This window comes from Holdemanella porci (genome assembly GCF_009696075.1).
GTDB classification, from domain to species: Bacteria; Bacillota_I; Bacilli_A; order Erysipelotrichales; family Erysipelotrichaceae; genus Holdemanella; species Holdemanella porci.
Genome location: NZ_VUMR01000050.1, coordinates 1 through 15447, shown reverse-complemented (window position 1 = coordinate 15447; position 15447 = coordinate 1). Strand labels below are relative to the sequence as shown.

13 protein-coding genes are annotated in these 15447 nt (G+C 30.0%); 12 read left to right on the top strand and 1 reads right to left on the bottom strand.

Going from position 1 to position 15447, the window contains the following annotated elements; all coding sequences use genetic code 11:
• Positions 1-319 precede the first annotated feature (319 nt).
• The 12 genes from FYJ55_RS11335 to FYJ55_RS08355 all read left to right on the top strand — a co-directional run bounded on the left by FYJ55_RS11335 (position 320) and on the right by FYJ55_RS08355 (position 15329).
• The gene (locus FYJ55_RS11335; protein WP_268234150.1) at positions 320-445 is read left to right on the top strand and encodes a hypothetical protein; all 126 of its coding nucleotides are present in this window, start codon (positions 320-322) and stop codon (positions 443-445) included.
• Positions 446-465: 20 nt separating this feature from the next.
• Positions 466-2340: an AAA family ATPase gene (locus FYJ55_RS08400; protein WP_229771140.1), complete on the top strand. Its 1875-nt coding sequence runs from the start codon at positions 466-468 to the stop codon at positions 2338-2340.
• Positions 2337-3392 carry a 5-methylcytosine-specific restriction endonuclease system specificity protein McrC gene (gene mcrC / locus FYJ55_RS08395; RefSeq protein ID WP_154556449.1) on the top strand — a complete coding sequence of 352 codons (1056 nt, stop codon included), beginning with the start codon at positions 2337-2339 and terminating at the stop codon, positions 3390-3392. Before FYJ55_RS08400 ends, mcrC begins: the two co-directional genes overlap by 4 nt.
• Positions 3393-3492: 100 nt before the next feature.
• Positions 3493-6723, top strand: a complete 3231-nt coding sequence (locus FYJ55_RS08390) for a helicase-related protein (RefSeq protein WP_154556448.1) — start codon at positions 3493-3495, stop codon at positions 6721-6723.
• A complete protein-coding gene (locus FYJ55_RS08385) occupies positions 6720-7433 on the top strand; it encodes a DUF4391 domain-containing protein (RefSeq protein ID WP_154556447.1) in 714 nt (237 codons plus the stop codon). The genes FYJ55_RS08390 and FYJ55_RS08385 overlap by 4 nt, the downstream gene beginning before the upstream one ends.
• On the top strand, positions 7434-8234 hold the full coding sequence (locus FYJ55_RS08380) for an AbiJ-NTD4 domain-containing protein (RefSeq protein WP_154556446.1): 801 nt from the start codon (positions 7434-7436) through the stop codon (positions 8232-8234). It abuts the gene before it with no gap.
• 20 nt (positions 8235-8254) lie between these two features.
• A complete protein-coding gene (locus FYJ55_RS08375) occupies positions 8255-10276 on the top strand; it encodes a site-specific DNA-methyltransferase (protein ID WP_154556445.1) in 2022 nt (673 codons plus the stop codon).
• A gap of 1 nt (position 10277) precedes the next feature.
• On the top strand, positions 10278-10910 hold the full coding sequence (locus tag FYJ55_RS08370) for a DUF6338 family protein (protein WP_154556444.1): 633 nt from the start codon (positions 10278-10280) through the stop codon (positions 10908-10910).
• On the top strand, positions 10888-11010 hold the full coding sequence (locus tag FYJ55_RS11330) for a hypothetical protein (RefSeq protein ID WP_268234149.1): 123 nt from the start codon (positions 10888-10890) through the stop codon (positions 11008-11010). Before FYJ55_RS08370 ends, FYJ55_RS11330 begins: the two co-directional genes overlap by 23 nt.
• Positions 11011-11012: 2 nt before the next feature.
• The gene (locus FYJ55_RS11420) at positions 11013-13991 is read left to right on the top strand and encodes a restriction endonuclease (RefSeq protein WP_326831861.1); all 2979 of its coding nucleotides are present in this window, start codon (positions 11013-11015) and stop codon (positions 13989-13991) included.
• Between the two features lie 5 nt (positions 13992-13996).
• Positions 13997-14842 (top strand): FRG domain-containing protein, encoded by an 846-nt coding sequence (locus FYJ55_RS08360; protein WP_154556443.1) that lies wholly within the window; start codon positions 13997-13999, stop codon positions 14840-14842.
• A gap of 46 nt (positions 14843-14888) precedes the next feature.
• Positions 14889-15329, top strand: a complete 441-nt coding sequence (locus FYJ55_RS08355) for a hypothetical protein (protein ID WP_195836704.1) — start codon at positions 14889-14891, stop codon at positions 15327-15329.
• A 14-nt stretch (positions 15330-15343) separates the two neighbouring features.
• Here FYJ55_RS08355 and FYJ55_RS11490 read toward each other — a convergent pair whose 3' ends face one another.
• A complete protein-coding gene (locus FYJ55_RS11490; RefSeq protein WP_407651052.1) occupies positions 15344-15436 on the bottom strand; it encodes a hypothetical protein in 93 nt (30 codons plus the stop codon).
• Positions 15437-15447: the final 11 nt, after the last annotated feature.

Sequence of the window (15447 nt, the reverse complement as noted above, 5' to 3'; positions counted from 1 at the left end):
AACACGATACGAATCCATAGCCATTGCGGTTATGAATCACCAAATCAATATGAGAATAATTATTATTCAAAACATTAGAATTTAAAATTTATCTATTTTATGAGTCCTTTTTCTTGACGTAGTACCAATTGTGATAGTGAGTTTGATGTAAATCCATGTGATTTGAGTATGAGGAGTATTATATTAAGGCTTTAAAGCGGGCTTGGAAAAACAAGTATGATCCAAATAATGAATACACAAACATTGATCCTTGTGACTATAGTAGTGTAGAAGAGTATCATGAGGCAATAATGGATTTTGATATAAGGAGTACAAAATTATGATTGATAATAATAGATTTCAAGAATTATTTGAAGAATATAAGAGTGAGTTAAAAGGGGTCGATGGGATGATGAAAAATTCAAGTGGCAAGCTATCAAGGGGTTTCAAGATCATTGGGATATAGAAGCCGTTGACTTTTGTACAATGTTAAAGAATTCTTTGGATAAAACATTTAATTTATTGGCTTCTACTCATTATTTCCCAGGAAAAATGATAAAGGAATTTGCAGAGAAAGAACCTGAAACAGTGCGACAAATGTTTAAGAATTTATTTGATGAGAATAAAGATTTATGTGATCGAATCGTTTCTTTTAAAGTTCAATCAAAACAATTAGTAAATAAATATTGGGATCCTGGTAAGAGTGATTTCCAAACTGAAAATACTATAACAACATATTTATGGTTGCGTTATCCAGATAAGTATTATATTTATAAATTTGAAGAGGCAAAGTCATTGTCAAAAGAATTAAAGACGAGCTATGTCTTCAAGGCTGGGGATTATCAAAACAACGTAGAAAATTTTATTAGATTATATGATGAACTTAGTAAGGAATTATGTAAGGACGAGGAATTAAAACAAATTGTGCAAAGCAAACTAGAAGATGATTGTTATGATGATCCTAAATGTAAGACATTAGCAATTGATTTTGGTTATTTTGTAAATCAAAGACAAAAAGCTGCTAAGAATGAAGAGGAAAAAGCATCTTTGAGTGTTAAAGAAGAAACTGAAAATTATTCTTCAACTGAACCACATTATTGGTTTTTAAGTGCGAATCCAAAGATTTGGAGTATGTCGAGTATGCCTGTTGGTAAAGAACAGAGCTATACTTTATATAACGATAATGGAAATAAGCGTCGTGTGTTCCAAAACTTTTTGGATGCGAAGGTTGGAGATGTAATTATTGGTTATGAATCAACTCCAATTAAACAAGTGGTTGCAATTTTAGAGGTAACTAAAGAGCAGGATAAAGAAAGAATTTATTTTAAAAAGGTAGAGTCTTTATCTTCACCTATTGATTTTGCCCTGTTAAAAGCATGTCCTGGATTAGGAAATATGGAATTCTTTGTTTGTTCTCAGGGTAGTTTGTTTAAATTGACTAAGAATGAATATGAACAAATTCTTGATTTGATTCGTGAAGAGAATCCGGTTCAGACAAATAAGGTTGTAAATAAATATACAAAGGAAGATTTTTTGAATGATGTTTATGTAACGGATACTAAGTATGATCGTTTTGTGTCTGTGATTAAGAAGAAAAAGAATATTATAATACAGGGACCTCCGGGTGTTGGCAAGACGTTTGCAGCGAAGCGATTGGCTTATTCTATCATGGAAGAAAAGGATGATGATCGTATTGAATTTGTCCAATTTCATCAGAATTATTCGTATGAAGATTTTATGCTTGGATATAAGCCTTGCGGGAATGGTTTTGAAATGAAGTATGGTATTTTCTATCAATTTTGTCAAAAGGCTTCAAATCATCCGGATAAAGATTATTTCTTCATTATTGATGAAATCAATCGTGGTAATATGAGTAAGATTTTTGGGGAATTATTGATGTTGATTGAGCCGGATTATCGTGATAATAAAATTAAGTTGGCATATAATGGATTGGATTTTTCAGTACCACAAAACCTTCATATTATTGGAATGATGAATACGGCAGATCGAAGTTTAGCTTTGATTGATTATGCGTTAAGAAGACGTTTTAGTTTCTTTACTATGGAACCAGGTTTTGATACGGATGGATTCAAGAAGTATCAACAGAAATTGAATAGTCCTGTATTTGATAAATTAATTGATAGAGTTAAAGATTTGAATGATGAAATTCTTAAGGATGATTCTTTGGGTAGTGGTTTCTGTATTGGTCATAGTTATTTTTGTAAACTAGATACTTGTACGAATGAAGTTTTATTGGATATTGTCGATTTTGATATTCTTCCAATGTTGAACGAATATTGGTTTGATGAGCCTAGTAAAGTAGAGCGTTGGGAAAATAATCTTCATGGAGTATTTAAATGACACAGGATAAAAACATCTTTATTCATAATATTTATTATATGTTGTCTTATGCTTTCCAAAGCTTGAGGCAGGATGGTTATAGAAATGTATCAGTTGAATCTTTTGATGAAATCTATGATTTATTTGCGATGATTCTTTCTAAAGGGATTGCCACTCAGTTAAAACAAGGCTTGTATAAGGAATATATGGATCGAAAAGATGATTTAAAAGTACTTCGTGGAAAAATTGATATTCAACAAAGTATGAGAAATGCTTCTATGCATAGGCAGGTTTTAACTTGTGAGTATGATGAATTGAGCGAGAATGTTTTATTGAATCAAATTATTAAATCAACGGCAACATTGTTGCTTAGAAGTGGTAAGGTAAAAAGAGAATATAAACAGTCTTTAAAAAAGGAATTATTGTGTTTTTCAAATGTGGATTTAATTGATCCTAAACAAGTTCGTTGGTCAAGAGTTCGTTTTCATAGAAATAATCAAACCTATTATATGTTGATACATATTTGTAGGTTGATCATTGATGGAATGTTGATGACTACTAAATCAGGTGAATATAAACTAGCTACATTTATTGATGAACAACACATGTGTAGTTTGTATGAAAAGTTCATTTTGGAATACTATAGAAGGCATTATCCAAAATTAAATGTATCAGCTTCTCAAATTCCTTGGGCAGTAGATGATGATTTTACTAAAATGCTTCCAGTCATGCAGACAGATATTCATCTTCAAAAAGGAAATGACGTATTGATCATTGATGCCAAGTATTATAGTCATACAACACAATCGCAATTTGATAAGAATACAATTCATTCAAATAACTTGTATCAAATATTTACTTATGTGAAGAATAAAGAATATACATTCAAGGATGAAAAGCATAGAGTTGCAGGTATGTTATTGTATGCAAGAACGAATGAAGAAATACAACCAGATCAAACGTATCAAATGCATGGTAATCCAATATCGATTAAGACATTGGATTTAAATAAACCATTTAAAGATATAAGTAAGCAGTTAGATGATATTGTGAAGGAGTACTTTAGTCTGTAACAAATGATTAACATATAGAGGCAGGTTTTTAATTAGAATCTGTCTTTTTGTGATAAAATTAAGTTGTTATTTATTCTATATTTTATACTAGGGTGGTTATATGACGGTTGTTTTAGATAATAATAAAATTGGTGCTGTGGGAGAGTATGTTAAAGAGAATACAAAAGAGGGTTCTGTAATAACAATTTCGTCACCTATCTTTACTATTTATGCTTTTGAGGAGCTTAGAAAAGTATTAGAGAAGAGTGGTAAGTTTAAGTTTTTATTTAATGAGCCTACTTTTATTAAGCGTATTATTGCCAATGATAAAGAAGTCAAAGAATTTGAGCTTCAAATGCATCAAAGAGAAAGAAATGTTTCTGAGTTTAATTTGGAGATTGGATTAAAGAATAACTTGGATCAGAATCAAATTGCTTCCAAGTGTTATAACTTTATTAAAGAAAAAGGTGAAATCAAATCTGTTGTTAAATCAGGTTCTGTTACACCTAGTAATATCCTGGTTGAAAATAAGGATGGAAGTTATTTAATACAAGGAAATAATGTAGCCTTTTCAAAGGATGGTTTAGGGTATACAAATCAAATTCGTTTTGATTTTAATACGGTTAGTGATGATCAACAGATGATTGAACAATATCATATGTTTATTAATCAAATTTTCAATAATGAAGATATTGTGACAGATGTTAAAGATGAGTTGTTAAAACATTTATCGAATTTATATAAAGAAAATTCTCCAGAATTACTTTATTATTTAACTCTTTATAATATTTTTGGCGAAAAGCTATTGAATATGGATGATATGGCTAGAGTCAAAGAACGTACGGGTATTAATAAAACTAAAATATGGAATGCTCTATATAATTTCCAGCATGATGCAGTAGTTGGAGCTATTAAAAAGCTTGAACTATATAATGGATGTATTATTGCAGATTCTGTTGGTTTGGGTAAGACTTTTGAAGCCTTAGCAATCATTAAATATTATGAATTAAGAAATGATCGTGTGTTAGTTCTTTGCCCTAAAAAATTACGTAGTAACTGGACTGGATATAGAGAGAATAGTACGACAAACTTCTTGGCTGAGGATCGCTTTAATTATGATGTTTTGAATCACACAGATTTATCTCGTGATAAAGGGAAATCTGGTGATATTAATCTAGAAACAATCAACTGGGGCAACTATGATTTGGTTGTGATTGATGAATCACATAACTTTAGAAATAATACGGCTTTAAAAGGCAAAGAGACTCGTTATCAGAAATTGATGAATCGTATTATTAAGAGTGGTGTTAAGACAAAAGTATTAATGCTTTCAGCTACACCGGTAAATAATAGATTGGCAGATTTAAAGAACCAGATCATGTTTATTACAGAAGATAAGGATGATGCATTTAAAGAATCGACGGGTATTAATAGTATTGAAACAACGCTTCGTGTTGCGCAAGCTAAGTTTAAGGAATGGTCAAAGCTTCCGGAAGAAAAACAAACAACGGCTAATCTTCTTCCAATGTTAGATTATAATTTCTTTAATTTGTTGAATACAGTAACGATTGCTCGTAGTAGAAAACAGATTCAGACTTATTATGATACAAAAGATATTGGTGAATTTCCGACTCGTTTAAAACCTATTTCGGTTAAGTCGGATATTGATATCAACAATAAATTTCCTGCATTAAGTGTAGTTAATGGAATGATTGCCAAACTGCATTTATCTATTTATTCTCCAATGCTTTATGTATTACCAAGTAAACTGGCTTATTATGAAGAATTATATGATCAGGAAGTAAAGGGTGGTGCCAGCAAGTTTAAGCAGGTGGATCGTGAAAAGAATATTGTTAATTTAATGCGAGTCAATATTTTTAAGCGATTAGAGAGTTCTATTAATTCATTTACTTTGACTTTAGAAAGAATTCTAAAACAAATTGAAATTATGATGGATATCCTAGATAAAGGACAAAGTTATGATTTAGATAATGATACATTTTCAGATGTAGAAGATGATGATTTTGATTATGAAGTTGGTGGAAAGATTAAAATTAAGGTAAAAGATTTAGATGCCTTAAGACTAAGAGAAGACCTTGCAGAAGATCGTAAGATATTAGAAGAATTACTATATCAATCGATTGATGTAACTCCGGATAAAGACAGTAAGTTATTGGATTTAAAGAATCATATTTCTAAAAAGATCAAGAATCCAATTAATACTAGTAATAAGAAGATTATTATTTTTACTTCTTTTTCAGACACAGCTGAATATTTATATGCCAATATTCATGATTGGCTATTAAAAGAGCATGGATTATATTGTGGATTAGTTACTGGTGGTAGTGGTGTTCGAACAAATTTAAAGACGGTTTCAAATCAATTTGAAGAGATCTTAACGCACTTTTCACCTAGATCCAACCATTTGGATGTAAACAAAGAACAAATCGATATATTAATTGCGACAGACTGTATTTCAGAAGGACAAAACTTACAGGATTGTGATTATTTGATTAACTATGATATTCACTGGAATCCAGTAAGAATTGTTCAAAGATTTGGTCGTATTGATCGTATTGGATCTATCAATAAAGTGATTCAGTTAGTGAATTTCTGGCCAAATATGGAATTAGATGAATATATTAATCTAGAACATAGAGTTAAAAATCGAATGGTTATGTTGGATTTATCAGCTACTGGTGATGATGATTTATTGTCAGCAGAAAGTAAGAACCTGGAATATCGTAAGAATCAGTTAAAACAACTTCAAAATGAAGTGTTAGATGTTGAAGATTTACAGGGTGGTATTTCTATCACAGACTTAACATTAGATGATTATATTATGTCTTTGGATCGTTTTATGAAAGAAAATCCAAATGTATTAGAGAAATATCCAACTGGAGTGTATGCAGTAACAGACATTCCGGATAAGAATAAAGAAGAGTGTGTGGAAGGTGTTATTTATTGTTTAAAACAAAAGAAACATACAGATAGCCAGGAATTAGCTACTTCTTTATATCCTTATTATTTAGTGTATGTAAATTCAGATGGCTCGATTCATGTAAAGAATACGAATCCAAAGAAGATATTAGATCTATATAAAGTGTTATGTCAGACAAAGAGTGAACCGATTGAAAGTCTTGTTAAAAAGTTTAATAAGAAAACAAAGAATGGTTCAGACATGTCTGAATATACGGATTTATTAGAAAAAGCTGTTTATGACATTAAGGGTATTGTAGAGCAAAAAGGAATTCAGTCTTTATTCCAGCTGGGTCAGGCTACCTTATTGGATAATACAGTTAGTGGATTGAATGATTTTGAATTAGTATCATTTTTGGTGGTGGAATCATGAGCGTAATAGAAGCATTAAATATACCAACTCTTACTAAGCAAAGAGTGCCAGTAAAAACATTGGTTGAACAATTACGACCAACACCAGAAAATAAGAGATTGATAGAAAGTCATGTGGCTTCTATGTATCTTGTTAGCTTGTTAAATGAACAAACAATTCATTATAGAGCTTATAGAGATGACGATTATAGTTATCAAACTATTTATGTGTTGCAAATTACATTAAAGAAGAATGATCAATTAACGGATTTAACAAGTCAATTGCATGCTGCATTTCCGGAACCAACAATATTATTGATGGAACATATGGATAAAGAATGGATTAGTGTGGCTCCAAAAAGAATCAGTAAAATTGATCAAACTAAAACGGTATTGGAAGATAATGTTGTACAAGAGATAAGTATGGATTCAATGAATTATTTAAATCTAAGTCAAATAACAGCAATAAATTTAAAAGACTACTACACAAAAATCGTACAGATAGTCTATAAAATTGGAATATTGAATTTGATTAAGGTATATCCAACGGTTGATCTTGATTACAAATCAATTATCAAGAAATACCAGGCAATACAAGCAAACATAAACAACTTAAAAGAACAGTATAAAAGAGCTTCAATGAAGTCAGAGAAGATGGATATTGATGATCAGATATATGATGAAGAACAGAAACAAAAGAATATAGTTAAAAGATTGAAAGAAGGTGTTTAGATGTTATTTTCTGTAAGAAATGGAATTACACCCAGTAAAGCCATTATTTATAATAGTATTTCCAGAAGTTGTAAAAATAGAGTTATAAACTTAATAAATATGATGTTTCAAAACTATTTAGATGCGAAAGAAATTAAAGCTTTATATATTAACATATTAGATGTATTTGGAATAAAAATTGATACGTATATCATTAGTAATACAGCAGAATTTTTATATGAATATTTGATTGATGAATTTAATGAATTGTGGGAAAAAGCTTCTTGGAATCAATGTTTTGATATTTTAGAGATTATGCTCCAAGAGGAATATTATGATATAGATTTTAAATGCGAAATAAATGAGATATTCGAAGAAGAAAAAATGGGATATCGAATTATCGATAACCAAATAGTAGATATTACAAATAAAGAAGAAATTGAAGAGGTAGAAGAAGCTATTGATTCAAATTTTAATATAGTCAATGATCATATCCAAAAATCTTTAGAATTATATTCAGATAGGAAAAATCCGGATTACAAAAATTCTATAAAAGAGTCGATCACTGCAGTTGAATCTATGTGTTGTATTATTTGTGGAGAAAAAGTAGAGTTAGGCAAAGCGTTAGGAAGACTTGAAAAGAATGGAATATATATTCACGGTGCAATGAAAAATGGTTTTCAAGCATTATACGGATATACAAGTGATGAAAGTGGAATAAGACATGGTGGAATCGAAGATAAAGAAGTAACCGAAGAAGATGCTAAATTTATGTTGGTATCATGTTCTGCATTTGTAAACTACTTAAAAAGTAAAATTTAATAAAATGAAGGAGAATAATAATGGATAGATTAGATAGTCTTAGTTTAAATTTAGAAAAGAATAATATAGATAAAATAAAAGAATTATTTCCCGAAGCAATTGAAGAAGGAAAGATTAATTTTGACATGTTACGCGCAATGCTTGGGGATGAAGTAGATGATTCGAAGGAAAAGTATCAATTTACTTGGAATGGTAAAGCTAAATCAATTAAATTAGCTCAAACACCATCATCTGCAACATTAAGACCATGTAAAGAAAAATCAAAGAACTGGGATACAACAGAAAACATTTATATTGAAGGAGACAATTTGGAAGTTTTGAAACAACTTCAAAAAACCTATTATGGAAAAATAAAAATGATTTATATTGATCCGCCTTATAATACAGGTAATGATTTTGTTTACCATGATGATTTTAGAAATAGCATAGAAAATTATAAAGAACAAACTAATCAAACATCTTCTTCTAATCCTGAAAGTAGCGGAAGATTTCATACTGATTGGTTAAATATGATGTATTCAAGATTATTATTAGCTAAAAATTTACTAACAAACGATGGCGTAATATTCATTAGTATTGATGATAATGAAATGGTTAATTTAAAAAAAATGTGTGATGAAGTCTTTGGAGAATCGAATTTTGTGAATATAATTTCCGCAAAAACAAAAAATATTGCTGGAGCCAGTGGAGGCGGAGAAGATAAACGATTAAAAAAGAATATTGAATATATTTTGATATATACAAAAAATTATTTAGAATTTACTTCTTTTGATAAAGTGTATAATAAAACTGAAATTGGAGAATTATTAGATAATTATAGGGAAAATGGAATAAGTTGGAAATATACATCAGTTTTGGTTGATCCTGGAGAAAAAATCTTTTATAAAACGACAAAAGATGGAGATGGAAATGATATATCAATATACAAAAGGAAAAAGCCAAAGTTTTCTAGTGTTTCTCAATTGATGAAAGAGAATTCATTATCTGAGAGAGAGGTTTATTATAAATACTTTAACGAAATTTATACAACCGCTATGCCTCAAAGTTCAATAAGAACTAGAGTTTTAGATATAGTTGATGAACTTAACAAAGATAGTTTATATTCTATCGAATATATTCCGAAAACTGGTAAGAATAAAGGAAAGCTATATGAACAATTTTATAAAGGAGAAAAATTAAGATTGTTTGCATGGTTTAAAGATGTATCAATAAAAGATCATGAGAATGTATTTAAATTGGATGCTCAAGGTACTTTATGGGATAATATCAATTTAAACAATCTAACAAAAGAAGGAGACATTCAATTTGAAAATGGGAAAAAGCCATTGGATTTAATGTCAAAAATAGTTGGAATGATTCGAGAAAATAACTTTACTGTTATGGATTTCTTTTCTGGTTCTGCTTCAACTGCGCATGCAGTAATGAAAATTAATAATGAGGATGGAGGTAATCGTAAATTTATAATGGTACAGCTTCCTGAATTGTGTGATGAAAAATCTGAAGCATATAAGGCAGGATATAAGAATATTTGTGAAATAGGTGAAGAGCGCATTCGTCGTGCTGGCGAAAAAATTAAAGCTGAATGGGAGAAAGAACATCCATCTGATGGATTGTTTGGGTCAGATGAAGAGTTTACAACAGATATTGGATTTAAGGTGTTTAAATTGGATTCAACAAATGTAAATGAATGGGACCCTAACATGAAGCTTGACGAAAAAGAATTAGCTATGCGTTTGGGTGAAGTATTTAAGGAAGGTAGAAGTAAGGAAGACATTCTTTATGAAATCATGCTTAAGTATGGTGTGTTTGATAAACAGGTTGAAGAAATAGATGTGAATGGTAAAACAATGTATCGTGTTGGAAAGCGCTATATGATTGTTTGCTTAGAAGATTGCATTACTTCTGAGGATGTTAAAGCAATTGCAGAATTATCGCCTAGAACTGTTATCTTTAATGAAGCGGGATTCATGGATGATAATTCAAAAATAAATGCCGTGTACAATCTTGAAAAGTCAGGAGTGGAAGATATTAAGTGTATATAGTATGGAATTAAGTGAATTAACTGTAAAATTAATTATTCTATTTTTACCTGGAATTATTGCTACTTCAATATATCAATTGTTTGGAAATCGTAATAATTTGGATAATAGGAGTTTCTTCGTTTTAACGATAGTAAATGGTTTTTTTTCGTATTTGCCTTTAGAAATTTTTACAAAACAAGATTTCCTTTTCAGATTTTTATTAGATACCTCGTTACAACCAGATCTCGAATGTGTTTTTAAATCAATTATTGCGAGTATAATCTTAGGTATTTGTGAAGTGTATCTAATAAATTATGGAATGTTATATTGTATTGCTCGTAAAATTAGATTAACGACAAGAAGTGGTCATGACACGGTTTGGGATGAAGTTTTTGATAATCAAAACCAGGGAATTACAAATTATGTTTATGTTCTAAACGAAAAATCAAATAAATTATATGCTGGTACAGTTGAAAATTATAGTATGTCTAAATCAGGAAAAATAGAATTGTTGTTGAATAAAGTAACGGTTTATGATGCTGACGAAAGAACACAAGAGTTGTATTCTATAAATCAGGTATATTTAAATTTAACAAACACATCATATATTGAGATAGAAATTGGAGAATCTTATGGCAGAAAAACAAAATCATAACAATAAATTAATAACTAATAATATTAACCCAAATAAAACGGCTAGACCTGTTCCTCCTCCTGCTCCTAAGAAAACTACAAATAATGTGGGAGGTAAATAATCGTGAAATTAAAGTTTGTTGATCAACCATATCAAACAGATGCAGTGAATGCGATATGTGATATATTTGATGGTTGTGAAGTTAAAGATTCATTATTTACTATTGAAGTAGATAATCACAATAAATTAAATTTTGATACAGAGGGTGTAGACTATTTTATTGGGCATTCAAACAAGTTGTCTATTGATGATTTTACTATGCTTGATAATGTACAAAATATCCAGGAGCGCAATGATATTCAAATGGCAAAGGATCTTCAGAAGAGAAACTTTACGATTGAAATGGAAACGGGTACTGGTAAAACGTATGTTTATACGAAAACAATTTTAGAACTTAATAAGCGTTATGGATTTACTAAGTTTATTATTGTAGTTCCTAGTATTGCAATTAAGGAAGGTGTAAACAGTTCTTTAAATGCGACAAAAGAGCATTTTATGGAAAAGTATGACAATGTTGTTTATAACTACTTTGTCTATGATTCAAATCATTTGGAAAGAATTAGAGAGTTTGCGACGAGCACAAATATTGAAATCATGATTATTAATATTGATGCGTTTAGAAAGAGCTTTACAGATCCTTCTAAGGAAACAAAGGCAAACTTGATTCATAGAACGAGTGATAAATTAAATGGAAATAAACCAATTGATTTGATTGCTGGGACAAATCCAATTGTAATTATTGATGAACCACAGTCTGTAGATGGTACTAAAAAATCTAAGGAAGCCATTGCTTCATTGAATCCTTTATGTACGTTGCGTTATTCAGCTACACATAAGGAAATGTATGATTTAATGTATCGTTTAACTCCAGTTGATGCATATCAAGAGAATCTTGTTAAGCATATTGAGGTGGCTTCTATTACAAGTAATGAAGCTAGCACGAAGCCTTATGTTAGATTGGTAAGTGTATCTTTAAAAAAAGTATTTACTTGTCGTTTAGAAATTTATATCAATAATAAGAAAACGGGTGTAATAGACAAGAAAACTATTACAGCCAAAACAAGAGATGATTTGTGGGAATTATCAAATGAAGTTGATTATTACAAGGATAATGGCTTTATTATTGATAATATTTCATGTAATCCAGGCGATGAATATGTTGATTTCTCAAATGGCGAAAGACTTTATGTTGGAGAAATTATCGGTAATGTAGATGATACTGCTTTAAAGCGTGCTCAGATTCGTCAAACAATTGAAATGCATTTAAATAAAGAAACATCATATGTTAAACAAGGTATAAAAGTACTAAGTTTATTCTTTATTGATGAAGTTAGTAAGTACCGTGACTATTCTAGAGATGATGAAAAAGGGGATTATCAACGTTGGTTCGAGGAAGAATATATAAAATTAATTAATCTTCCTAAATATAAAAAATTGCGTGAAGAGTATGGTGATTATATTTCTTTAGATCCTACGGAAGTGCATGATGGTTATTTTGCACAGGATGGTAAGGGAAGAGTAAAAAACTCAAGTGGAACAACAAATGATGATGAAACAACTTACCAATTGATTATGAAAGATAAAGAGCGTTTATTATCTTTTGATGAACCTATTCGTTTTATTTTCTCTCACTCAGCTTTAAAGGAAGGTTGGGATAACCCAAATGTATTCCAGGTTTGTACTTTAGTAGAAACAAAAGACACAATGACAAAACGTCAGAAGATTGGCCGTGGTTTGCGTATTTGTGTAAATCAAAATGGTGAGCGTGTATTAGATTCTAAGTTTAATACTTTAAGTGTGATTGCGAATGAATCTTACAAAGACTTTGCGAGCACGCTTCAAAAAGAACTTGAAAATGATAACTTTAAATTTGGTGTTATTGAGCCAATTAGTTTTACTGGTATTGCCGTAAAACAATATAATGGTACGTTGATAGAATTGTCTCAGAAACAGTCTGAAGAAATTTATAATTACTTAGTAAAGAACGAGTATATGACTTCTAAGGGTAAAATAACAAATAAATATCATCAAGATAAGCATAATGATAAGTTTATGTTACCGGAACAATATGAATCGTTTACTTCAAAAGTAATGAAGCGTATTGATAATCTTTCTAGAGAAATTGAAATTAAGGATGCTTCTACTAAAATACCTGTTAAATTAAATAAAGAGGTTCAATTATCTCCTGAATTTGTATCTTTATGGAATAAAATTAAACAAAAGACTGTTTATACTATCAATATGGATATGGATAAATTTAAAAGGGAAGCTGTTGAACAAATTCAAAATATGCCTCGTATTCGTCCAGATAAAATTGATGCTCAAATCACAAATTTAGACATCACAAAACAAGGTGTAAAGGATGTTGGTCATCAAGTAAGAGAACTAGGTGCTGTATATGAATTTGATACAATGACATATCCGGATTTTATACGTAGATTACAAGACTCAACAGACTTATTAAGAAAGACAATTATTGAAATTGTATCTAAGTCTGGCAGATTAAAAGAATTCTATGAAAATCCAGAAGAATGGATCAAACAAGTATCTAAGATACTATTGTCAGTGAAGAAAGAAAATTTAACTGAAGGTATCAAATACGAAAAGGTTGACGATTACTATGAACAAGATTTTATATTCAATGATGAAGAATTGTATGGATACAAAGATCGAAATGTATTAGATGTATCTTCTGATAAAAATATCTATGACCATGTGATCTATGATTCGGAAATTGAACGTGAATTTGCGATAGATGCAGAAAATGATGACGATGTTCTTCTTTATGCAAAACTACCAAGTCGATTTAAGATTGATACACCAATCGGAAACTATAATCCGGATTGGGCGGTTGTATTAAATACGTTTGAAGGAGAAAAATTGTATTTTGTAGCTGAAACTAAGGGTACAGAAAATATTAATGATCTTAAGGGATCTGAGAAGAAAAAGATTCTTTGTGGTAGAAAACACTTTGAAGTGATTGATACCGGAATTAAATATGAGGTAGTAAAAGAATTAAAAACATTAAAAGACAGGAGTTGAATTACATGTGTCTTATAATTAATTCATTAGATGATTACGTCAAGAAAATAACTAAATTAGATGCGAATTGCAAAAGAAATCCCATAAAAAATGAAATTTTGTTATTTCGTGGCCAAGAAAATAAAGATTTTGATATTTTGCCTAACATAGCAAGAAATAGAAAATCCTCCGTTAATATTTCTATTTTGGATGAAGAGCGCAATTTAATTGAGTTAGCTAAACATACACGTCCTGATGTCTTTAAGAAAGATATGGAACCAATTGAATTATTGGCGTTACTACAACATTACGGTATTCCAACTCGCTTATTAGATGTTACAGAAAATGCATTAGTTGCCCTGTATTTTGCGTGCAAATCCTTAAGTGATACAGATGCGGAGATCATTATTTTTAAATGTAATGACAGGGATATTGCAAATTATCCTATAATCAATGCCATTGCAGATAGTTACAGATTTTCTATTGGAACTTCTCATTCTTTAAGTAATTTCCTTGATGACGTTATAGAACAACCATATTTTCTAGAACAGCGGAGATTTGTAAAAGATTTTTCTAAAAAAAGAAAAGAGAATTGGATACGTGGGTGTTGCAAAGAACCAATTTTCATACATGCTCCAATTTGCACGCAAAGACAGTCTGCACAACAAGGCAGATATATTTTGTTCCCTAATAAAATTGAAGAATCCGAGGGTGATGTACATTTTTCAAAAACTATTGAACCTATCGATAAACATGATTCTTCAATTTCTGAAAGAATAATTATTCCAAAGTCTTTAAAAAAAGATTTAATCAATCAACTTACATTATTTGGTGTAAGTAAAATGGTACCCATAAGGAGGACAACAACGTGACAGTTGTGATACTCGCTCGTGGGTATCTTTTTTTCGTTGTTTTAAAATGAATATGTCACAAATTAAACGATATACGAAAGATGAAATAGATGTATTGTCTAAATCACCATATGTAAAAAATATTCGAGAAAACAGACTTACATTTACTTATGAATTTAGATGTATTCTATATGATGAATGGATCAAATCTCGATCTGTTGTTTCAATAAGAAAAGTTCTCAAATTATATGGATTTGATTGTAATATGCTTGGATGGAGAATTATTAATACTATACACTACATTTTTAATAGAGATGGTCGTCCTACCAGAGGAAAGAACAAAACATTTGGAATTCCTAATTCAATGGTTGAAAGGTATGATGATGAATTTTTGATTGACTCAGGAATATTCAAAAGATTCGGTAAAAGAATTCGATTCACTTCTGAATTCATTGATAAAGTCTATAAAGAATTGGTACTACGTCAAGAAAAAGGACTTATAAAATAGATAAATTTTAAATTCTAATGTTTTGAATAATAATTATTCTCATATTGATTTGGTGATTCATAACCGCAATGGCTATGGATTCGTATCGTGTTGTAGAATGTTTCAATATATTCGAAAC